Origin of the sequence: Stygiolobus caldivivus, from assembly GCF_019704315.1 — an archaeon.
GTDB lineage: Archaea > Thermoproteota > Thermoprotei_A > Sulfolobales > Sulfolobaceae > Stygiolobus > Stygiolobus caldivivus.
The window spans coordinates 375,014-395,793 of the sequence record NZ_AP024597.1 but is presented as its reverse complement, the minus strand read 5'-3'; the positions used below and the strand labels follow the sequence as shown (position 1 = coordinate 395,793).

Here is a 20,780-nt window from a genome sequence, read left to right as displayed (position 1 = left end):
ACCTATTTCGCTTACCTTTTTTTCACACAATTCCTTCAAACTCTCTCACCACTTCCCATATCGATTCGAGGTATGAGGGATGAGGGAAAGGAAAGTCAAATAGGGATCTAACATCGATGTTATACCTTATTGCCATTGCTAATAGTGTAATTATCTCCTCAGCCCTATCAGAGAACGCTACTCCTCCTATAACTCTTCCGTTTTCTTGACATATTTTCACAAACCCTTCCGTTTCCTTTTCTGCTATTGCCCTCGGTAATGAGACCATGTCTATTTTTTTACAATCACCTTCAGTCCTCCCCACATAAGCTATCTGTGGTATAGTGTATATCACCTTAGGTACGGCCGACCCGTTGTACGGCCTTTTATTTCCGGCCGCATTTAGGGAAGCTGTTACACCTTTGTGGATAGCCTCATGGGCGGTAAAAGACCCTGTTACGTCTCCTGCACCATAAACTCCTTGCATAGGTGTTTCTAAGAACTCGTTTACTTTTAACCACCTTTCTCCTCTTAACTCTTCAAACCCCTCAAGGTTGGGTTTCCTACCAAAGCTCAAGAGGACTAGGTCTCCCTCTATTCTTTCGCCTTTTGACGTAATTACGGTGTTCCCCTCGATCTTGGCCTCGACCCCCATATGTAGCTTAAACCCCAGTTTTAAGAAGTGGTTCGTTACGCTTTTTCTTAAATCTATATCGTGTTTAGGGAGGAGTAAGTCTTCCTTCTCAACTACGTGGACTTCCTTACCTACCATTCTCAGTAACCAGCCGTATTCTACTCCTCCTACTCCCCCACCGACCACTACCACTTTATTAAAATCTCTACTTAAGTAAGGCAGGTCGTCCGACGCTAGGGCGCCTATGGGTTTTAGCGTCCCGGTAGCTACGATAACCTTATCCGAATTTAGGGCTTGCCCGCCTACTTCAATTTCCCTGCCCTTTAACTTAGCTTTCCCGTGAATTACCTTAACCTCGTGGCTCTCCAACGCGTATTCTTCACCTTTTGAAACCCTATTTACTGCGTCTTTAGCAAGTTTCGTGAGTTCTTCATATGTGAAATTAATTGTCTTCCCTACTCTCGATATGGTATAACTTAGGACTAACGGGTGTAACATTGCTTTAGACGGAATACAGCCGAATAGTACACATGTACCGCCTAGCTTGTCCTTTTCTTCTACTAAAGTCACTTTTTCCCCTAGCGCAGACGCGGTAATGGCAGCGTAAAACCCTGCAGGTCCCGATCCTACTACTGTTATCATGATTTAATAATCATTCCAAAACTAAAATAACTTATATGAGGCTCATTAGAGAAGGTGGAAATCCAGCTGATAGGCAAATGGCCCTTGACGAGACGATGTTAATACTACTGGATAAAGATATCATACCCGAGACCGTTAGGCTCTGGAATTTTAGTCCTACGACACTCTCAATAGGACGGTTTTTAGCTGTAAAGGATTGGGTAAATGAAGACCTTCTGGCTAAATATTCTATTCCCCTAGTCAGGAGGTTTACCGGAGGGGGGCCAGCTCTTCATGATGAGAATGGCGAGATAACTTGGACTGTTGCATTAAAAGTTGATGATATGATGAAAGCCTATAGGGTAATAGCGGAGGGGTTGATCTTGGCAATTAGGGAGTTTGGGCTAAAAGGTGAATTCACCCCTATCAATGACGTTGTAATTGAAGGTAAGAAGGTAGTAGGAATGGCGGGTGCGATGAAGAAGAACGCAGTCATTGTACACGGGACTTTTATGTTCGATACTAACGTGGATTTGATGGAAGTGATAAAGAGCCCGCCGGTTAAAGAAAAAGAGAGGGGGAAGCCTAAGACAAGGATTACGACAATATCTGCTATTTTAGGTGAAAAGGTAAGCCGGGAAAAAGCTTTAGGTGCTCTTCTTAAAGGGTTTTCTGAAGTGTTTAATCTGGAAGACGGTGGACTTACGGAGCTCGAGTACGAGGTATCAAACCAGCTCAGGTGGAAATACAATAACCCTAAGTGGAACTACGTGAGGTAAGATGGTCTGCGAGGTCTCATTCCGGTCTAAACAAGGCAAGACAGTTGTACTCCGTGTTTATAGTGATAAAGTAGAGGTGACAGGGGATTTCTTTACATCAGAAGAAGATTTAGAAAAACTAGAGAAGTGTCTGGCAAACGGTAATAGAGAGTGTAACGTCTATATACTAGGTGTTGAAATAACCGAGCTCTTTGATGCGGTCCAGGAGTGCAGGAAGAGTAAAAAGGACTAACGGGTTACTAGATACCACTGTGATCACCTTTAACTATTCGTAACTTTAAACTTTCTCTTAGGATTTATAAACAGTTCTTATGCAAGAAACACACTAACTTAATTTTATAAGCGGTATATTTAGATATATCTAAGTATGTCGGAGTACGACCTAAAGTATGCTTATAAAGCTTTGGTGATCCTAGCCCCACTAGCGGTAGCCGTAATGTATACTGAAGGCATGTTGATCCCAGCTTTACCTTCAATAGCGAGCCAATTTGGCGTTTCGTCAGCTACAGTCAGTTGGGTGCTCTCAATATACTTGCTGACAGGGACTATTATGAACCCCATTGCCGGAAAACTAGGGGATATCTTTGGTAAAAAGAGGGTTTTAGAGTTAGTGATCTGGATCTATGCAATAGGAGTTACCCTTACAGGTTTCTCTCCCAATTTTCCATCTCTCTTAGTCTTTAGGGCGATCCAAGGACTAGGCTTAGCTATGTTCCCTTTAGCCTTCAGCTTAATCAGAGAAGAGTTCCCTCCCAACCTAGTCCCCAAAGCCCAAGGGTTAGTAAGCGCGATGTTTGGAGTAGGAAGTGCTATAGCACTGCCTTTAGGTGGTTATATCGCACAGAACTTCGGCTGGCAATATACGTATCATACTGTAATACCAATAGTCATCACACTAGCTATTCTCATCCACTTCTTTATCAGGGAATCTAGGATCAGGTTAAAGGCTAAAATCGATTACATAGGAGTTGCCCTATTAGGTTCAGCCCTAGGCACGTTGATATTCGGGTTTACAGAAGCCCCTACGTATGGTTGGACTTCAGCCACCACGCTAGGCTCTCTCCTAGTATCACTTGTCATATTCGTAGCCTTCTTCTACGAAGAGAAGATTTCTCCATCACCCTTAATGCCTTTAGGGCTAATGAAGAGGAGAAACGTGTTAGTAGCGAATATAGCGGCTATTGTAGCGGGTTTCGCTCTGTTTATGGCCTACCAGACTCTGACTTATTTATTAGAGGAACCTAAGCCTGTAGGTTTTGACTTAGATATACTCTCAACTGGCCTCTGGTTAATACCTTTAGCCTTGGTTCAGATGGCAGGTAGTGTAACAGCCGGTAGGTTTATTTCGAAGAAAGGCCCTAGACCGGTGCTAATCTTCGGCTCTTTCTTACTTATCCCAGCTTACTTAATACTCTCGCTCTTAATAGGTAATGCCGGTCTGGGTACAATAATATTATTTGCATCAGTTGCTAATTTGGCTGCAGCACTACTTAATGTGTCGTTAATAAATATCCTTGTTTTCTCTGTAGAGAGACAATATATGGGCATAGCTACTTCTCTCAATACCGTATTTAGGTTATTGGGAGGGACGATAGGTCCTGCTGTAGCTGGGGCAATTATGAGCACTTTTGAGACCAGTATAGTATACCCACTAGTCATTAACGGGCAAATAAGCTATATGCCAATCACCGTCCCCTCAGACTTCAGCTTTTCCCTAAACTATCTGGTAGCGATGGGTATTGCGATTGTTATGGCAGGCCTCTCATTAACGTCAAAGAACATAAGGCTAGGACAGAGTACTAACAGGGAATTATTAAGAGAGTAAAAAATAGTTTTTCCTTTCCTCTTTATTTAATTTTGTTTCATCATTCTATCCTTTAATTTTTCTTACTTGTTCTATCGCCCACATCATGGGGCAATACCCACCGCACATTGTACAAGCCTTAACTTTCGGTTTACCAAACTGAGTATATACCTTATAGGCATTTTCAGGGTCGATCAGTTGAGATATCATCTTATCCCACTCTAACTTACCTCTGTAGGTACTCACTTCATCGTCCCACTTTCTAGCCTTTTTACCTAATTTTACTATATCACCTACGTGTGCAGCTATTTTGTATGCTATAGCACCCTCTTCTACCTGATTAACCGTAGGTAGCCCTAAGTGTTCTGCGGGCGTTAGATAACAGAGTAAATCCGCGCCGGCTGAAGCAGCGAGTCCCGCACCTATTGCTGAAGCTATGTGGTCATATGGTGCAGCTATATCGGTTGGTAGAGGCCCTAATACGTAGTATGGGACTCCTCCGGTCAATTTTTTCATCAATTTAACATCCCATGCCACCTCGTCTAGGGGCATATGACCAGGGCCTTCTACCATTACTTGTACTCCTTTACTTAGCGCGTCCTTCACTAGCCTGGCAGTCTCGAGTAATTCTCCGACTTGAAATTCATCATGTGCGTCAGCCGTCGCTCCGGGTCTGAGCGCGTCACCCAGTGAGATTGTAGCATCGTATTCCCTGAAAAGCTCTAAGAGGTAGTCCCAGTTCTTCCTATATGGGTTTTCCGAATCATTGTGTATCATCCACCCTGCTATCATGTCTCCCCCTCTGGAAACTATTGGTATTACTCTACTACTTTTCAATGCTCTAACCGCTAAGTCTTTTGTAATACCGGCGTGTATTGTCATAAAAGCTACGCCGTCCTTTAACTGTTTTTCAATAGCAGTAACCAAATCATCTTCAGTAAAGTACGCTCCACCTGATTTTTTCTTAAATGACTCTATAAACACCTGATAAACCGGCACAGTTCCTACTGGGAGTTCGCTATGTCGGATAATTTCCCTCCTAATTTCATCTATATCACCGCCCGTTGATAAGTCCATTAATGTATCTCCCCATTTGTTGGCTACTTTCACTTTCTCTAGCTCCATTTCGAGGTTTACTACTTCACTTGACGTCCCTATATTAACGTTGACTTTAGTAGTAACGCCCTTTCCTACAGCGATGAGCCTTTTGCTGGGTCTTTTTATATTTCTTATCAGAATTATTTTGCCTTCAGCTATTCTTTTCCTTACCTTCTCAGGAGGGATCTTCTCTAATTTGCCTATTGATTTTATCTCATCTGTGATGATACCCTTACGTGCGTCTTCAATTATCGGCATATTGTACTATTGGATTAAATAACTTATAAACCTTATTATATCCAATATTAATACTATTAAGTAAAATTTAGTTAAAGTTAGTATATATTAAATTTAATAAAAATAATCGGACGACTTTATCCACGTTAATTTAAGGTAATACACGAGGTTCGTGAAGTAGAATTTGTTTTGTAGTAATAAGTAAACATCTGAATACAATGAACTATTTGTCCTTAAGACTGATAAAATGAGTCCCTTTTGAGTTCTGATTATCGGAGCTTTAACTATTACTAAACTAACCCATTCGATGGGTTTAGCACTGAGTTTATACCAGATCTCAGTCATAACTTTAACGGAGTTTCCTGAGTAATTCAATGCACTAACGTGGTTATGTTGTAGTCTAAGTCTCAGGAAATAATTAGATAACTTTAAACTTTAATATTTATACCTAGTCAGATACTATGGGTAAGTCCTTTTCCTCCCACAGTTGCAAACTTAAGTGTGTCGGAGGCACGTCATGTAGCGACTCGCACTTAGCTAGTGGCCCTTATATTAAGATTACTCTTGCCCTTTATTAACTGACAGGGTGTAAATACCTTGTTAACCGAGTTCCCACTCCTTCTTATTAAAGTTAGTATAAAGGAATTCTCTTATTTTTCCCATCATTAGTGGGGTTATAGGTAAAAACTTATCATTAAACAAGTGGTATTTATTTACTTTCACAACCACGATATATCCAATTCTACCTTTCCTTAACGCGAAGATCGAACTATTAACCATAGCCTTGAACCCACCCATAATAATGGTAAACTCAATATCAGCCCTGTACGGGGTTAGCCTTGCATTCCCTTTTTTTAACTTTATTGTAAACTCTGAGTCCATATATTCTACGTCTTCCCAACTAGCCACCAAATTAGAAGCATAAGATGACCAACCTAAGAAAATCTTTTGTTTTAAATTTGCGAAATACCCCCATATAAAAGGAATTAGTGATGCTATTAGAGAGTATTTAATGAGGTCGTTTGGACTTATAAAAAATAGGACGATAAACAAGATACATGATATTGCAAATTGTCTAGGATTTAACACCCACGTGAGAATAGAACCTAAAATATAAGTTATAGGTAAGGACAGCAATATAAGATAAGGGTAGAATTTATATGAAATGATTACTAGGGCTATAAACAGAGATAGTATTAAAATTATTCTATAATAAATTTTTCTCTTGACCTTTCGATAATTGTCAACTATTTCTCTAGGGTCTTCATATAACGGTTTTAGGTTTTTTATAGTTTCATTGAATTCATTTCTGCTTAATGAAATATTATTATCAGATATTACATTCCAAGGAATTTCCATGAATGTAATATTGTATAATTCTTACTTATATATAAAATCAATCGTAGATAGGACTACAGAAAGCCCTTTATACTATGGAATCTATCAACTTTATACTTTTTTTATCAAGTCTATTTAAATTAATCTCGAAGACGTCATCACTGGTATCGATTATAAAAAGCCTTCCGTCTATTTTAATAATACTTCCCCTTCCCCGTGTCCTTATTTTAGTATAACCTCGGTCAGTCTCGATATACCAAGTAAACTCGTCTCCCGTAGTCGTTATTTTATCTATTCTTAAGACCTTAGGTATGAAGTATTTCCTCTCTAAATAGCCGGAAATTATTTCATAACCTTTAGGTCTAAACGCGGTAAAGATATTGCCTTCCTTAGTTTTTAAAAGTAGTAAATCAGGGTTAGATAGTGGGAAGGGTTTAGATATCTCTACCTCGTAGGTTATCCCGTTTATCTTAGCCCTCCTCTCGTCCATGAATTCGACTTCTTTTACCGGCTCTAACATCTGTAAATAGTCAGAGAATGAAGACAATTCTTCTTCCCCATGTTTTTCTATGCTAGCTTGAAAATACTTAAGCTGGTTTTCAAATATAGAATAAAATTCACCTCTTTTATTTACTAGTGAGGTAATAGTCCCTTCTTCTACTATTTTACCCTCCTTTAGTACAATAATCCTGTTAACGTATTGGAGTGTGGAAGCCCTATGGGCAACAATTATAATAGTTTTGTCTTTAAATTCCCTGATTATTCTCTCCATTATTATCGATTCAGTTAAACTATCCACTGAGGCAGTCGCCTCATCGAGTATAATAACATTAGGTCGTTTTAGGAATAACCTAGCCGTTTCTATCATCTGCCGCTGCCCGCTGGAGATCTTATTACCTCTTTCACCTAGGTGGGTGTCATAGGCAAAAGGTAGTTCCATAATGAACTCATGAGCTCCGCTAGCTAAAGCTGCTGCTATAATCTCCCAAGGCTTAGCGTCAGTTTTCCCGTACCTTATATTGTATTCTACAGTGCCGTAAAATATAGTGGGCTCGGCCCTTATTAATCCTATTTGGTTCCTATACGACTTTAATTCAAGGTGTTTAAGCGGGAAACCGTCCACTAAAATCTCACCTTCGCTCGGGTCATAAAACCTCAGTAATAACTTAATAATCGTAGACTTCCCTGAACCGCTCCTCCCTACTATCGCAATTCTTTCCCCTTGATTGATTTTTAGTGAGATATTATCAACTACTTTTTTTGCTCCTTCGTAAGAAAAACTTACGTCTTTGAATTCGAAACTTCCCTTAACTTTTATTGATATAGGCCTTTCAATTTCCCTTATTTCACTCTTAGTGTTTAATACTTCTACTATCCTTTCCATTGAAGTTAGAGACTGTTGTGTAAAAGGTATGACTGAAGTAATTAAGTTTTGAACGGGTTGATAAAACATTGAGGTATAGGTCACAAAAGCTACTAAGGTCCCGAGCTGTAGTGTACCATTGAGTACAGATAACCCGCCTATATACCAGATAAGGACAGTGACCGTAGATATTGTAATAGAAATCAATGGGAACCACTTCAAATTAGTCTTTATTACTCTTAGCTGGGCATCTACTACTTCTTTGCTTAGTTTAGATAACCTAGATATTTCGAAGTTCTCTGAGGTATACGACTTTATACTGTCTATATTCGGAATAGTATCTGTAATCAGAGATGATATATCAGCACTCCTCCTCCAGAGTTTATGATAGGCGATCTTTGACATCCTCCTATAGCCAATTGTACCGAAGATTATCACCGGTAGGGGGATTAACGCGTATACACCTAAAGAAGGCAGGACTAAAAACAACGCCACTCCTACCCCCACTATAGTACCCATGGTAGTGACTAGTGAAGGTATCCCCCAAGTTACGAACCATAAAGTATTATTGATATCTGTAGTCAACCTGGACAAAATCCTTCCAGTGTTATATCGGTCTATAAAACTTGAGGACATCCCTAACACATGGGCGTAAAGCCTAAGTCTCAAATCATTAATAATTTTCTGCCCGTTCATATTAAGTAATAAGTTTTGGAGTGAAGACAGGAATACGTTGCCTACGTTTAAAATGAAAAGGAGGAGTATTAACTCAGGAAAAAGAGTAATATTCTTCTTCTGAAACACGTCGTTAATTAGCAACTTGAGAAGGTAGGGTGGTATTAAAGTAATCACTACCAGCGATGATGAGGCGATAATCCCTCCGACTATACGCCATTTATAAGGAGATAATAATGTTCCTAAAAAGTCTGTAACTTTTACCCTTTTATCCTCCTTCCTGCTTTCCGGTACTTCCTTACCTTTAAGGATCTCATATAAGTCTAGCATTTCCTCCTTTTTCTTGTTCGTAAATTCACAGAGTAATCTCCAATCCCCTTGATATTTTATCTCGATATAATTATATCCTAGCCCCTCTACTAACCTTACGTCTTCAATTTTGCTTAATTCATACAATCTCTCTTTTCCAACAACTACTCTATCCGTATCAACGACAATCTTTACTTCGGAAAATTTTCTGTCTTTTAGGTCAGCTGTGAATTCTCGCAAGCTTTAGATTACTCTTTCTCCGAAGTTTAATACTTTCCCTTAAAAATCACTCAAAAACCTTCAGGTGGTCGAACTCGCTCCTCATTATTACTTGTCTGGTAATAGCTTTAACTTCCTCTACTAGGCTAGGGTCGTAACTTAACTTTCTCGATGTGGGTGAATTACAAGATTCTTTTAGGTATTCATCTCTCATATCACCTAATTTTTTACTTACTTCTTTTAAAGACCCAGCGTTTTCTCCTACGCTTTCTACCAGGTAATATAAAGCCCTAACTTTTTTTCTGAACTCGTGGAAATCTTCTACCTTTAGAGACCCATAATAATCCCTTATCTTTTCAAATACCACGAGTCTACTCCCATAGAGTTTAGGGAGGTAACAAGAAGATACTCTTGGCAATATTTTTGTTACCTCAGATACCATATGCTCTCTATCTATAGGCATACATTGTGAAATATCGGAATCCCTTATTTTGCCTAAGATCTTTACAGCTTCCTTTGAATAATATATACAATGTGGGCTATAATATAACCTACTCAGAGTTAAAGCTAAGGTAAGGTATTTCCTTAAGGCTACTCTAGTGTCATGAACCGACTTAGGTGAGGGGTTGAATTCAAGAGCTTTTCTCAGGTTCTTATTTGCATAGACCTCAGGTCTCACTTGAGCTCACCTCTAACGTAGTTAATTATTTCCTTATGTACTTCCTCGTAGTTTCTATTAGTCCTTACTACCTTTAGGTCATATTCCCTAGAAATCTCGAGGAGATACCTCTGAAAGGTTCTAACGTGATAGCGGAACGAAGTATAAAGGTCCTTATTTATACACAAATCTATTGAGGAGGTTAACGGGTCTATCTTCCCGTTCTTCATAATTACCCTCCTGCTGATAGTACTCACTGGTGCTACCAAGGCTATAGCGAGGTCTGGCTTTAATGCAAAGGACAAGACGTCGTTTATCCAGTTTTTATCAAGGCCCCTAGTTAACCCCCATGCCATCAAAGTGTATACATACCCGTCGGCTAATACTACAAATCCCGAATTAAGTGCTTCTTTTACAGTATATTCTATTTGATCCGCTAGATCTGTAGCGTATGCTAGGAATAAGGTTATCCTCTGGAACACTAAGTCCCTCTTAACTTGGCTGAGTTTAGCACCCAGTAGTTGGCTGGACTGGAGCCCTATTATGGTTACACCATACCCTTCTTCCTCAAGGTATTTCTTCACTCCTTGGAGGTGGGTGCTCCTCCCAGACCCTTCTACTCCTTCAATAGCTATTAAGATTCCTCTTTCCACAATATTTCACCTACTTTTTCTCTGATTTCCATCTGTATCGATTTAGGGTCTTTCTCTCCGTCTATAACGTAAAAGTTTTCACTCTTTGAAAGTTTATCGTAAACAGAGAGCACGGCTCCCTGATACTTTATAAACCCATCTTCAGGCTTCAAATCTGGAAAAACGTCTACCCCTGCCTCATTAGGTTTGATTTTCCTCCTGTTTTCTCTTAAACGCCTTAACGCCTCTTCAGCAGTGACCCTGATAAAAAACACTATATCAGGCTTTATTGCGAAAGAGTAGAGTTTTGCTACCCAATCTATACTTAGCCCTCTTACAGAGTCCCTCGCATACGCTGTGTATATATATCTATCTGAAATCACCACGTACCCCGCCCTATACATCGGCAGAATATACTTTTCATATCTATCGGCGAAGTCTGTGGCGTGGATGAGGCTATATGTTAAAGGTGTAAGTAGGTTCTTCTTTTTAGCCTCCTTTATTATTTCATGTAACCACTCTGAAGAGTTCCACTCAGTTAAATACACTGGTACCCCTTTAGCCTCTAACCAGTCCTTAAGTAGCTTAGCTTGGCTAGATTTACCAGAACCATCAATCCCCTCAAAAGCTATAATATGCCCTACCATTTCCTGACCCCGAGTTCATAGGAGTCCGTTATTTCCTTAACTTTCTTTGCTTTGATAAGCAGAGTATCTTTATCTATGAGTTTTTTAACTTTGTTATAATACTTTTTCTTAAATTTCTTAGCTATTGCACAGATAGTAGTTACCAAATTTATCTCGTCCGCTCTGTATCCAGGTAATGTGAGTTCTCTTAATACCTTATAGCAGGCCATGTATGGGTCGATGAAATTGGACGCTTTCATTATCTGTAAAAAATAGAATGCTGTAGCCACTATAATGTCATTAGTCTCTGCTAAGACGTTTTCGAATGACGAGGTGAGCGGTTCAACATTAAACTGGTATGATAGACCTTCTAACCAAAATTCCCTTAATTTTTCTACAGTATCAATTTCAGACTCCATTAAAACTCCTTCACGGAGCCCAAAAGCTGAAGTTATTATGCTGTCCTTTCCGAGGATTTCCATTAACTCCTTTATGACTATTGCAGCAGAGTGTATCGTTAATGCCCTTTCCGTATCAATACCGGGTAGTTGCGACCTTTCACTAATGCTCATTGAAGGTAAGATTTTAGAGTACTTACTTATCCTCTCATAACTCACTGTGTACCCGTGTATTTGGTTCAGTTTTACCCCCTCGAGTTTTAAGTCCATTTTAGCTATCGCCCTTAAGTTACCCCCACTACCTACAAGGACCCCTTTTGATGACGGTAACGAGGCTAAAGCTATCCTAACTTCCTTTCTTATCTCCTCAGGGCTTTTATCCATAAGCCTCAGACCGCCTAGCGGAAACTGGTAGATTTCCCTTATTTTTCTCTGGGAAAAATAAGCAATTTCTAAGGAGCCCCCTCCGATATCAAATACTACTCCCTCATCTATCGGTAGAGTGTTTATTACAGCTAGGGCCGAGTACCTACCTTCTTCCTCTCCGGATAACACTGTAATTGGTATGTCGATTGTTTTAGATAACCTCTCAGAGACCTCCGGTCCGTTCTGTGCGTACCTGAAGGCGCTCGTCCCTAGTACTTTTACTTCTTTAATACCCTTCTTGTCTAAAAACTCCCTAAACTTACGAAGAGTTATTTCAGCCCTTTTTACGTTTTCTTCTGGAATCGGCTTCCCTTCACTTACTCCTAATCCTAACCTTACGTAGTCTTTTAGTGAAGCCGTAAGCCTAAAAGAATTATTAGGGAAGACCGTGTAAAGGGAAAGCCTAAAAGAGTTATATCCCGCGTCTATTACGGCCTTATAGTTCATAGTCTCTTCATTATTTTCTGTGTTAGGAGTATAGTAAGTTTACCTTTAGCGTTCGTAGGGTCAAACTCCACTACTGCAACTCCTCCCTTTTTTAATTCTACCTCTCCTCCCGTTATGGCTTTAATAAATGTTGACAGATGTGGTTCATGTCCTACCAGCATTATCGTCATTTCTGTTTGTGCTGAGTTTAACTCCTTTAGTTTTTCAACGAGTGCACTTACGTCTTGGTCAGGCTCTAGTTCGCGGATGGTCTCTATCTTTAAGTCTTCGTCTAGTTCCTCCAAGACGGCTTCAGCAGACTGATAAGCCCTTATGTAGGGGCTGGAGAATACCTTGTCTATCTTGTAGCTCATGTTGTCTATAAAATTCGCTACTCTCCTCATCTGTTTTAGTCCTTTTTTAATAAGTTTTCTATCTTTATCTGGTATATTTTCTACCTTTGGTTCGGCTTCCCCATGTCTGACGATTATTAAATGTAACATATGCGGTTTACTCCACATAAGTTAATAAGTATTTACACGTGGCTTATATATAATACTATTTAGGCACTATAGTTATATATTCCATATATAGAAAACTTCTAAACTTGTTATTAAGTTAAGTCTCTTCTAACTTTCACGTAACGTAAAACTCGCTTCCTTTAATCCACTATAAGAGGAAATATAATTTGTACTAGAATTATGAGGAGACGTAACTTTAAGCTATACTCCGTCATAGTTTAACCGCAATATCTCTAAAGTTACTTAAAAAGTTTCATGTGGAGAATAGATTGCACTTTGAAGCCTTAGATAAGATAGCGAACCTCCGGATATAAACATCGAATCTCTTTAATTCTCCTTCAAAGCAAGAGGACGAGTCAATTTTACATCCAGTCCAAATGACAACGTAAATATTTTACAACTTGATTTAAGATGAACCGTTTGTGGAGGAATTTTGAAAACTTACTATTACTTTATACATAAAAATTGTTTTTTACGGGAAATATGGGGTAGCTAAGTCATATTTTCTCTTCCTCAAGCTATTATATACTTCAGGATATTCGTTCTTGAGATATTCCTCAGGCAGGGTACTTAAGTCGTATAAAGGTGTTTCGGCGTTTTTCTTCTTATGTGACTTTACCACGTTTATCATATTAGGTCAGATTTATACTTAGCTTTAAACATTTAAAAAGTAATCTCTAAAGTATAAATAGGTATTAACATCTGAACCTAAGTTTATATTATTTAAAATATTTATGAAAACTTGCACAATTTAGGAAATTTAGCAGTTAGAAATTCTTACGGTAATGAGCAGTATAAAATCAGAAATTTTGTTGTTATAGTTATGCATAATTAAAAATGAAACACTTTTTTGAAACTTAAGTAAAAGCCCAGCCACAGTGCTAATGTCATTATCCCTGCCGACATTATAATTTCCTTGTCAAGCCTCACGTAGCCTTGACTTGCAAACATATCTCCTACTAGTATAGACGAGATCGAGAAAGATAAACCAAATGATACTAAAGACAGTCTCATATAGATGACAGTAATACTCCAGCTTAAAAATAGTTCTATACAAATGTATACAAGAGCTATATTGTTAACTCTATCTTGAATAAGTCTTCGTCTTTTGTTATAGTTGTCTTACAACCGAATTTCTCAGCTAGCGGTATAATATCCCTTTGAACTACAGTGGCATCATCGGTAATAACCAGCAAGGTATCACCCTTACTCATTTTTCTCAGTTTGTTATATACGATTAAATGAGGTACAGAGCAACATAATCCTACTAAGTTTACTTCAGATCTCATCTCTATCACTTATTTTAAAATATGAAAATAAAAGTTAATTAAGCTGATTATTGTAATTATAATTTATGGAGCTCAAGGTTAATGGAGCTGACAAGATCCTAGATGTCGAGAAATTCTCACGGCTTTATTTACTTAAGAATATTAAAAAACTAGACTGGGGTTATGAAGCCGAACTGACCCTTACAAGGTTTCTAAGTTTCAAGTGTTTGGTATATTTGAAAGGGAAAGACCTAAAAATAGTAGAAAAAAACGGAAAATTTATAATCAAAATTAGTGTAAATGACAACCTTGTAACAGTAGATGTAGAGACATCAAACATCTTATTAAAAGAGACATTAAAGCTTAGGTTAGAGAAAAATATCGAAAAATATAAAGACGTTATATCGCAAGTTACTTCTATTGATAATTCTTCAAAGCGTAAAAGAACCGTTTTTATGAAGAGCGTGGGAGACCACTTATTAGACCTTAGGGGGCTAGTATGCCCAGCTCCAGAGATAGAAGCTAAGAAAAAGTTAATGGAGATTAGAATCGGAGAAAGTCTAGAGGTATTAGTTGATAACCCAGCCGCGGTTGAAATAACGTTGCCTGAAGTAGCTAAATTATTCAACTGTAGGTATGAAGTATTTAATATGGGGGATTACGTATCATTTGTGTTTTACAAATTATCTGCTACGCCAACCAGAACCGATTATGTAGAGGCGATAGAGTCGTTAGATGTAGAAAAGATGAAGGAGTTACTTAAAGAAGGTGAATTTAGAGCATTTCTTTATGTCTATTTCGATAAGATTGTAAAAAACATGTCGTGCTACGGTATTAAGAGGGAATACCTTAAACATGAAGGGTTCGGACTAATATCAGCAGCACCTATTGGGAGGGGCTGGCTACTAACCGCGATAGCTGACAAAGAAAAGATCTTAGCAATAAGACTGGATACGGATGAAGGGGTTTATTTCGGGGAAGAGGCACTTGCAAGGCTACCCAAAGAAGGAGAGGTTAATATATTTTATTTGTCTCATAATAATTAGAAATAAACTTTAAATATGCGAAAAATTTAATAAAAAACTAAAGGATTAGTAACATATGCTAAAGAAAGACTCATGTGGTTGTATTGTAGAAAGGAAGTACGCATCGGATTACTTAATTAAAAGGCTATACAGTTCTGGGAAAGGAAAAGAGATATGTAACAAAAAGATTGATACTTCTAGATGGTTTAGGCTGTATTATTCCCCGGCAGAAAAGGTAGTAACATATAAGTCGTCTGAATGTCCCCTAGTAATAATCTGCCTTGAAGCGTTATGTGAAGCTTATGAAGAGAATAGGGGTTTAATATCCCGGGATATCGCCTTACAAAAACTGAGGGTAATTAAGGGCCTTCAGATCAATACTCTGGTTGAAAGGGTTGTTGACGAGTTTACCGGGTGCCTCTCGAATGGCTAAAAGCGTAGCTTACATAGTTGAGTCTAACTTAGGCTCTTATATACTGGGCAACATGGTAATCCCACAGTTAGAGGAAGATAGACACGGCGCAAAAGTGATGGGTATGTTTTTCATTCACGATAACGTTTACTTATTAATGGAAGGGAACCCTATGGCAGAGAGGCTAGAAAAACTAAGTAAGGAGAAGGGGATATACCTCCAAGCTTGTGACCAATGCGTATATATGAGGAACCTAGCTGATAAAATAATAAAGTCGGCTAGGGTCGGTTGTTTCCCAGACTTTTATAAAGAGGTTCTTGATAAAGTTGACTTAATTATAACTATTTAGCTATTTTTTCGTAAATTTTTTAATTAGTGTATAAAGGGTTTATAAATCAATAATTCTTTTATTTACTGTTATTCTATTTAACCACGATAGATATGTCGTATAAGGTATGGCTATTAGCAGGGTTTCTAATAATCATCCTTATAGGTGTAGGCGCTGCGTACATAATGATGAGGAGTCCCTCATCTACTACGACATCCCCAGCTAGTTCTGTTGTTTCGCCGAGTACGTCCCCGTCAAGCCCAGCAAACAACAACTTCTATTTCTTAGTCTTTACGCAAAAGGGAATAGCCCAAGTTATAAACCCGTTTTCAACAAGCGCGCAGTTCTTAGGATTCCTCCACGTAGTGAATATTTCAATAAATGTACCGCAGCAAGTATATTATTGGGACGAGGTTCCGGCTGAACAAATGTTTTCAGGTAAGTATATTTTAGTCCCAGTTAACAACGGGACAGTATACGTTATAGACTCATCGACTATGAAGGTAGTCCAAGACTTTACGGTAGGGGACAAAGCAGGGTTCATAGGTATAGCGATCTCCCCTAATGGTCAATACGCGGCTATCGCTGACGGACCTTCAGGTGTAGTAGAAGTCATAAACTTAAGCAGTCTGCAGGTAGTATGGAAGGAACAATTTTTGTCACCTACAGGGAGGACTTATTACCCTTGTGATGTGAGGTGGGCCCCTGATGGTCAGTATCTGATTGTCCCCTTAAGGTTCAATAACAGTGTAGACACTCTGAACGCAATGTCTGGTAAAGTGATGACTGTGCTAACAGCTTCGCCTGGTTCACAACCTTACATGGTCTCTCCTAATATGCAGGGTACAATGCTAGCAGTGGAGTATGCGGGGAATAACTCAGTAGGGTTTTATTCATTACCTAGTTTACAGTACATGGGGATGGTAGCTATGCCCAGCGGAGTAACGCCCCAGAGGGGCACTTTTACACCTGACGGTAAGTACTACCTAGAGGCACCGGCAAATAAGAACGAAGTAGTAGTTATTTCAACTTCGACGTATAGTGTGGTAAACACTATTACCTTACCCAGCATCTCACCCGCTGGTCTAGCTGAAATAGGCATAACACCCGGAGGGAGCTATGCTTATGTAGTAATCCACGGTTCCGTTACCAGCGGAGGGATGATCGTCTTAATTAGCTTAAGCTCTATGAGCGTTGCATATGAAGTGCCCTTGACTACTGCACCTTCGTTTGCCCTACCAATAAGCGTCTCGACGGGTAGCTATCTGGTAGATAATGTAATGTTACCCCCGATAACTGGCCTCCACTGTTGAGGTGAACCAAGTGACATTGAAAATAAATCCTTTTTTCTATGTTTTTGCCTTTTTTAATTTTACAATTTTTCTTCCTATAGTAATAGCGGGCTTAAGAGTTTACGTTCTATGGTATTCACCCTTAGCCGATACCGGGCAATCTACTTTTTTAGACCCCTTTCTACTCTTTATACTCTCGTACCTAATAGTAAGTGTAATAGTAGGGTACGTTATCTTTAGGCTTAAGAAGGGGAGGTTTATCCTCGTTTCAGGACCGATGAGGATTAGGAATGTGGTTAAAGCTACGTTAAAGGACAAATTTGGCAGATACATGGTGTTATCGTTCCTTATAGGCTATTTTCTGTCCTTTTTGATCGTATCTGGTCTGTGGCTATTACCTAACGTTAACGTGAGCTCTTACTTCATTTGTCTAACCGTAGAGACGTACCAAGGAAGCGGAATTCAAGTATATCCATTACCGTTTTTTGGCTCGTATTTCGCTATGAACGAATGGCTAGTAGTTCTAGGTGTAGTCAACGATATGGTGTTAGCCGTGGCTTTAACCTTAGGGTATTATATAATGTCCCTGATATATGTATCCCTGAATGCTTTCGAATGGAAAGTCCCAAGCGGCTTTAGGCTAGCTTTAACCAATAACGTGGGAGGTTTTTTAACCGCCTCAGTGCCAGCTCTAGGGACAATTGCCGGCATATGTTGTCTTACCCCGACTGCAGTTAACTCTTTACTCTTCCTTATTTCATCTTCTTACCCTGCTGTGACGAAAGGGCTGTTGTGGAAGTATGGAACCTTTATATTAGGAGCCTGGACTGGGGGTATACTCCAAGCAATCCTCTTAAGTTCTCCGGTCATACTGGGAATGATCCTTATAGGGATAAGTGCATTCGAGGTGTATAAGATCTCTAATATGATTGCTAATAAGGTGAGATTATGAGCAGGAGGAGGGTAAGAGAGGAGAAAGTAACACCCTTTAACAAAGTATTTCCGATCATGGTTAGGATAGCGTTGGCTACAACATGGATATATGCTGGGGTCTTTGAGAAGCTCTTAAAACCAGGTTACCTCAACCCTGCTTCAACTTCCTATGTCGGGGTAACAATACAAGTCCTAATGCAGGGCCCTCTTATGAGGGGTTTCTTAGAAGCTGTGGTGCTACCTCATGTCTACTTGGTAGGGCTCCTCGTCATGATTGCGGAGATATGCTTCGGTGTATTTACCCTTACCGGTACTATGTCACGTTTCGTTAATACTGTTGCGTTCTACCAGAACTTGATATATTTCCTTTCAGCATATTGGGCTGATACGGAAGAATACGGTATAAACCTCATGATGATGATCCTTGATCTGTATATAGTCTTCAACGGTATAGCAGGCCCTTCGGTAGACTCTTTAATTAGCAAGAAATTGAGGAAAATAAACGACTGGAAGCTCTGGTTTATTGTAGGTACTATATTCTATTTATCGGTAGTTCTTTACCTTTATTTCACATAAAATAATTAAAACCTTTATAAATCAATTATTTTTTTATGCATTCATTTGAATCATATATTGAGGGTTGTAAAGATGAGTGAAGAACTAAAGTCCAAAAACCCAGATGTAGTACTAGACGTAAGGGGCGAGTCGTGTCCAGTACCTGAGATGGAGGCAAGTAAGAAACTTAAAAAGATGAAAGCAGGGCAAGTGTTAGAAGTAGTCACAGATCACCAACCAGCAGTAGATGTGACTTTGCCTTCATTAGCTAAAAACTTGGGGTACCCATTTACCGTAATAAAGGACGGAGAGGCGTATAAGGTGAGGATCCTAAAGGTGAAGTGAAAGTGGCAAACCCCACTATGGTTTTAAGCCCAGTTTTTTCTGAGAGCTGGGCTGAAGTTTATGCATTTTTTGCACTTGGTGGTTTTATTTTAGGGTGGGTAGCTCAGAGGGGAAACTATTGTTTTGTAAACGCTATGACCTCAATTTTTACGACTAGGAGTTTTGAACGTTTTGGTGCACTCCTTATATTATTTGGTCTTTCTGCCTTAGGTTGTGGGTTATTAGTAGCCTTTGGTTTAATCCCCGCGGTAGACCAGTACTATTTTAATTACTTCGGTGGTTGGTATATACTTGTAGGCTCTTTCATATTTGGATTCGGCGCTGCATTGGCAGGCGGATGTAATTTATCAATGCTCTACAGAGCCGCAAGCGGTTATGTACAAAACTGGATAGAGCTGTTCGGTATGATGATAGGTACATATGTTTTTGCTATCGGTATATGGCCATTCCAACAGTATACTATGGAGAAAGGTATTTTCTCTACTACAATGGGAGGATATGTGGAGTATTTACCTTACGATATATTTCACTCCGTATCACCAATGGCAATATACGCTACTACTTTGATGATAGGTTTGCCTCTAGTATTTCTAGGCATATACTTACAGCAGTATACCAAGAAGAAGTGGCTAGCTAACCTTAGGATGACGCCACCGGGTCTACCAATATCGATGACGACTAATCCCTCTCAAGAAGCAATTAGTGCAGAAAAGACTAAAACCGACTGGAAGAAGGAAGTTAAGGACTTATTACTTTTGAAGAAGCCTTACGGCACTAACCTAGCTACAATACTGCTGGCATTAGATATCTTATTGGTCTTCATTGCAGGTGCAGGGTATACCTTCAATTATCTAGTGATCACTTCTTCAGACGGCGGTAGGTTCTTTGAGTACATCCTCATGATATTTGGAGTAAACTTATTTACGAACACCCCATGGTTTAATGACTCGTTACCGATAGTTGACCCAAGCACTCTAATGGTAGTGATGCTGTGTGTAGGGGCTTTTGCGGCGTCTTTCCTTAGTGGGGACTTCAAGATAAGGATTCCTAGGGAGAAGAAGAGACTCCTGATAGGCTTTGTCGGTGGGATGCTAGTGGGAATAGGCGTAAGGATGGCTCTAGGGTGTAATGTGGGCCTAATGTGGACTAACTTTGCCCAACTAGGTTACGACGGCATAATATTCCTATTCGGGATGCTAGGCGGTGTCTATTTAGCAGTAAAAGTCCAGGAGAGGTTATGAGCAATGTTAGAGGCTAAATATTTAAGAAGGTTATTAGCCCCTCTGGTCTTATCTTTATTTGCAATTGGGTGGTATAGGTTCAGCGAGGTTACTTTAGCACACGCGAACCAGATAGCTTTAAACACCGCGAACTTTGCCGTGTACGTACAGCAACAGCAGTTCGAGGGTTACCTCACAGCCGCAAGGTTCATATGCTATACGGTGGTTTATGTAGGTCTCGCCTTGTTCTGGTATAATCTAGTAAAAATTGTGGAGGTGAAGGAGAAAAATGGTTGATGTAGCAATTATGATGGTCTCCGGAGACTACGAAAAGATGTATATGGGGATTGTTACTGCTATAGGATATGCAGCGAGCGGGAACAAGATTTACATGTTCTTTACAATGGACGCGTTGAGGGCTCTTACTGAAGAGAATGAAAAAATAGTACTACCTAACGCTAAGCCACTAAAATACTATTTAGAAAATTTAATGGACATGGCTGGTGAAGATCTAGAGATCACAGCATGTGAACTAGGTATGAAAGTTAAGGGAATTGAAAAGTTAGCTTACCCTGTTAAGATAGGAGGAGTATCGGAATTTGCCCTCAAAAGCGGAGAAGCTAAGATAGTACTTGTGTTCTAGAGGTCTAACCTTTAAT

Annotated in this window: 25 protein-coding genes; 13 read left to right on the top strand and 12 right to left on the bottom strand. The window is 39.4% G+C overall.

The annotated features are described in order from the left end of the window. Positions 1-22 precede the first annotated feature (22 nt). Positions 23-1,255: an FAD-dependent oxidoreductase gene (locus tag KN1_RS01920; protein ID WP_338057060.1), complete on the bottom strand. Its 1,233-nt coding sequence runs from the start codon at positions 1,253-1,255 to the stop codon at positions 23-25. 35 nt (positions 1,256-1,290) lie between these two features. Between KN1_RS01920 and KN1_RS01915 the strand changes: the two genes are divergently transcribed. The 3 genes from KN1_RS01915 to KN1_RS01905 all read left to right on the top strand — a co-directional run bounded on the left by KN1_RS01915 (position 1,291) and on the right by KN1_RS01905 (position 3,838). Further along, entirely contained in the window at positions 1,291-2,013 is a 723-nt protein-coding gene (locus KN1_RS01915; RefSeq protein ID WP_221289162.1) for a lipoate--protein ligase family protein, read from the top strand. A gap of 1 nt (position 2,014) precedes the next feature. Further along, a complete protein-coding gene (locus KN1_RS01910) occupies positions 2,015-2,245 on the top strand; it encodes a hypothetical protein (protein ID WP_221289161.1) in 231 nt (76 codons plus the stop codon). A 135-nt stretch (positions 2,246-2,380) separates the two neighbouring features. Next, complete coding sequence (locus KN1_RS01905) at positions 2,381-3,838, top strand: MFS transporter (protein ID WP_221289160.1); 1,458 nt, start codon at positions 2,381-2,383, stop codon at positions 3,836-3,838. Between the two features lie 45 nt (positions 3,839-3,883). Here the strand turns inward: KN1_RS01905 and thiC are convergent, their stop codons facing one another. From thiC to KN1_RS01850, 11 genes are all read right to left on the bottom strand, one after another. Then, a complete protein-coding gene (gene thiC, locus KN1_RS01900) occupies positions 3,884-5,173 on the bottom strand; it encodes a phosphomethylpyrimidine synthase ThiC (RefSeq protein WP_221289159.1) in 1,290 nt (429 codons plus the stop codon). 579 nt (positions 5,174-5,752) lie between these two features. After that, on the bottom strand, positions 5,753-6,511 hold the full coding sequence (locus KN1_RS01895) for a hypothetical protein (RefSeq protein ID WP_221289158.1): 759 nt from the start codon (positions 6,509-6,511) through the stop codon (positions 5,753-5,755). 67 nt (positions 6,512-6,578) lie between these two features. Beyond that, positions 6,579-9,077, bottom strand: a complete 2,499-nt coding sequence (locus KN1_RS01890; protein ID WP_221289157.1) for an ABC transporter transmembrane domain-containing protein — start codon at positions 9,075-9,077, stop codon at positions 6,579-6,581. Positions 9,078-9,123: 46 nt separating this feature from the next. Next, on the bottom strand, positions 9,124-9,735 hold the full coding sequence (locus KN1_RS01885; protein ID WP_221289156.1) for a CHAD domain-containing protein: 612 nt from the start codon (positions 9,733-9,735) through the stop codon (positions 9,124-9,126). Beyond that, positions 9,732-10,367 carry a dTMP kinase gene (locus KN1_RS01880; protein WP_225905755.1) on the bottom strand — a complete coding sequence of 212 codons (636 nt, stop codon included), beginning with the start codon at positions 10,365-10,367 and terminating at the stop codon, positions 9,732-9,734. Before KN1_RS01880 ends, KN1_RS01885 begins: the two co-directional genes overlap by 4 nt. Next, a complete protein-coding gene (gene tmk, locus KN1_RS01875) occupies positions 10,349-10,993 on the bottom strand; it encodes a dTMP kinase (protein ID WP_221289155.1) in 645 nt (214 codons plus the stop codon). The genes KN1_RS01880 and tmk overlap by 19 nt, the downstream gene beginning before the upstream one ends. After that, positions 10,987-12,243: a Ppx/GppA phosphatase family protein gene (locus KN1_RS01870; protein WP_221289154.1), complete on the bottom strand. Its 1,257-nt coding sequence runs from the start codon at positions 12,241-12,243 to the stop codon at positions 10,987-10,989. The genes tmk and KN1_RS01870 overlap by 7 nt, the downstream gene beginning before the upstream one ends. Continuing rightward, complete coding sequence (gene sixA / locus KN1_RS01865) at positions 12,240-12,725, bottom strand: phosphohistidine phosphatase SixA (RefSeq protein ID WP_221289153.1); 486 nt, start codon at positions 12,723-12,725, stop codon at positions 12,240-12,242. Before sixA ends, KN1_RS01870 begins: the two co-directional genes overlap by 4 nt. A 490-nt stretch (positions 12,726-13,215) precedes the next feature. Then, a complete protein-coding gene (locus tag KN1_RS01860; protein WP_221289152.1) occupies positions 13,216-13,374 on the bottom strand; it encodes a hypothetical protein in 159 nt (52 codons plus the stop codon). A 200-nt stretch (positions 13,375-13,574) separates the two neighbouring features. Then, entirely contained in the window at positions 13,575-13,757 is a 183-nt protein-coding gene (locus KN1_RS01855; protein WP_221289151.1) for a hypothetical protein, read from the bottom strand. A gap of 56 nt (positions 13,758-13,813) precedes the next feature. Beyond that, positions 13,814-14,032 carry a sulfurtransferase TusA family protein gene (locus KN1_RS01850; RefSeq protein ID WP_221289150.1) on the bottom strand — a complete coding sequence of 73 codons (219 nt, stop codon included), beginning with the start codon at positions 14,030-14,032 and terminating at the stop codon, positions 13,814-13,816. Between the two features lie 65 nt (positions 14,033-14,097). Here KN1_RS01850 and KN1_RS01845 point away from each other — a divergent pair, with 65 nt between their 5' ends. The 10 genes from KN1_RS01845 to KN1_RS01800 all read left to right on the top strand — a co-directional run bounded on the left by KN1_RS01845 (position 14,098) and on the right by KN1_RS01800 (position 20,764). Then, on the top strand, positions 14,098-15,057 hold the full coding sequence (locus tag KN1_RS01845) for a sulfurtransferase TusA family protein (RefSeq protein ID WP_221289149.1): 960 nt from the start codon (positions 14,098-14,100) through the stop codon (positions 15,055-15,057). Positions 15,058-15,112: 55 nt separating this feature from the next. Next, the gene (locus tag KN1_RS01840; protein ID WP_221289148.1) at positions 15,113-15,469 is read left to right on the top strand and encodes a hypothetical protein; all 357 of its coding nucleotides are present in this window, start codon (positions 15,113-15,115) and stop codon (positions 15,467-15,469) included. Next, positions 15,462-15,797, top strand: coding sequence for a DsrE-related protein (locus KN1_RS01835; protein ID WP_221289147.1), 336 nt, complete (start codon positions 15,462-15,464; stop codon positions 15,795-15,797). Before KN1_RS01840 ends, KN1_RS01835 begins: the two co-directional genes overlap by 8 nt. 92 nt (positions 15,798-15,889) lie before the next feature. Continuing rightward, entirely contained in the window at positions 15,890-17,089 is a 1,200-nt protein-coding gene (locus tag KN1_RS01830; protein WP_221289146.1) for a YncE family protein, read from the top strand. A gap of 10 nt (positions 17,090-17,099) precedes the next feature. Beyond that, entirely contained in the window at positions 17,100-18,020 is a 921-nt protein-coding gene (locus KN1_RS01825; RefSeq protein ID WP_420857154.1) for a hypothetical protein, read from the top strand. After that, positions 18,017-18,577 carry a TQO small subunit DoxD gene (locus tag KN1_RS01820; RefSeq protein WP_221289145.1) on the top strand — a complete coding sequence of 187 codons (561 nt, stop codon included), beginning with the start codon at positions 18,017-18,019 and terminating at the stop codon, positions 18,575-18,577. Before KN1_RS01825 ends, KN1_RS01820 begins: the two co-directional genes overlap by 4 nt. A 72-nt stretch (positions 18,578-18,649) precedes the next feature. Beyond that, positions 18,650-18,901 (top strand): sulfurtransferase TusA family protein, encoded by a 252-nt coding sequence (locus KN1_RS01815; protein WP_221289144.1) that lies wholly within the window; start codon positions 18,650-18,652, stop codon positions 18,899-18,901. Between the two features lie 17 nt (positions 18,902-18,918). After that, entirely contained in the window at positions 18,919-20,142 is a 1,224-nt protein-coding gene (locus tag KN1_RS01810) for a YeeE/YedE family protein (protein ID WP_221290442.1), read from the top strand. Positions 20,143-20,145: 3 nt separating this feature from the next. Continuing rightward, positions 20,146-20,418 carry a hypothetical protein gene (locus KN1_RS01805; protein ID WP_221289143.1) on the top strand — a complete coding sequence of 91 codons (273 nt, stop codon included), beginning with the start codon at positions 20,146-20,148 and terminating at the stop codon, positions 20,416-20,418. Beyond that, entirely contained in the window at positions 20,411-20,764 is a 354-nt protein-coding gene (locus tag KN1_RS01800; RefSeq protein ID WP_221289141.1) for a DsrE family protein, read from the top strand. Before KN1_RS01805 ends, KN1_RS01800 begins: the two co-directional genes overlap by 8 nt. Positions 20,765-20,780: the final 16 nt, after the last annotated feature.

Coding starts and splice junctions, on each gene's coding strand:
- KN1_RS01800 (WP_221289141.1), top strand. CDS start 20,411: ATGGTTGATGTAGCAATTATGATGGTCTCCGGAGACTACGAAAAGATG.
- KN1_RS01840 (WP_221289148.1), top strand. CDS start 15,113: ATGCTAAAGAAAGACTCATGTGGTTGTATTGTAGAAAGGAAGTACGCA.
- KN1_RS01870 (WP_221289154.1), bottom strand. CDS start 12,243: ATGAACTATAAGGCCGTAATAGACGCGGGATATAACTCTTTTAGGCTT.
- sixA (WP_221289153.1), bottom strand. CDS start 12,725: ATGTTACATTTAATAATCGTCAGACATGGGGAAGCCGAACCAAAGGTA.
- KN1_RS01815 (WP_221289144.1), top strand. CDS start 18,650: ATGAGTGAAGAACTAAAGTCCAAAAACCCAGATGTAGTACTAGACGTA.
- KN1_RS01910 (WP_221289161.1), top strand. CDS start 2,015: ATGGTCTGCGAGGTCTCATTCCGGTCTAAACAAGGCAAGACAGTTGTA.
- KN1_RS01895 (WP_221289158.1), bottom strand. CDS start 6,511: ATGGAAATTCCTTGGAATGTAATATCTGATAATAATATTTCATTAAGC.
- KN1_RS01915 (WP_221289162.1), top strand. CDS start 1,291: ATGAGGCTCATTAGAGAAGGTGGAAATCCAGCTGATAGGCAAATGGCC.
- KN1_RS01860 (WP_221289152.1), bottom strand. CDS start 13,374: ATGATAAACGTGGTAAAGTCACATAAGAAGAAAAACGCCGAAACACCT.
- KN1_RS01920 (WP_338057060.1), bottom strand. CDS start 1,255: ATGATAACAGTAGTAGGATCGGGACCTGCAGGGTTTTACGCTGCCATT.
- tmk (WP_221289155.1), bottom strand. CDS start 10,993: ATGGTAGGGCATATTATAGCTTTTGAGGGGATTGATGGTTCTGGTAAA.
- KN1_RS01830 (WP_221289146.1), top strand. CDS start 15,890: ATGTCGTATAAGGTATGGCTATTAGCAGGGTTTCTAATAATCATCCTT.
- KN1_RS01855 (WP_221289151.1), bottom strand. CDS start 13,757: ATGAGACTGTCTTTAGTATCATTTGGTTTATCTTTCTCGATCTCGTCT.
- KN1_RS01905 (WP_221289160.1), top strand. CDS start 2,381: ATGTCGGAGTACGACCTAAAGTATGCTTATAAAGCTTTGGTGATCCTA.
- KN1_RS01845 (WP_221289149.1), top strand. CDS start 14,098: ATGGAGCTCAAGGTTAATGGAGCTGACAAGATCCTAGATGTCGAGAAA.
- KN1_RS01850 (WP_221289150.1), bottom strand. CDS start 14,032: ATGAGATCTGAAGTAAACTTAGTAGGATTATGTTGCTCTGTACCTCAT.
- KN1_RS01835 (WP_221289147.1), top strand. CDS start 15,462: ATGGCTAAAAGCGTAGCTTACATAGTTGAGTCTAACTTAGGCTCTTAT.
- thiC (WP_221289159.1), bottom strand. CDS start 5,173: ATGCCGATAATTGAAGACGCACGTAAGGGTATCATCACAGATGAGATA.
- KN1_RS01820 (WP_221289145.1), top strand. CDS start 18,017: ATGAGCAGGAGGAGGGTAAGAGAGGAGAAAGTAACACCCTTTAACAAA.
- KN1_RS01805 (WP_221289143.1), top strand. CDS start 20,146: ATGTTAGAGGCTAAATATTTAAGAAGGTTATTAGCCCCTCTGGTCTTA.
- KN1_RS01810 (WP_221290442.1), top strand. CDS start 18,919: ATGGTTTTAAGCCCAGTTTTTTCTGAGAGCTGGGCTGAAGTTTATGCA.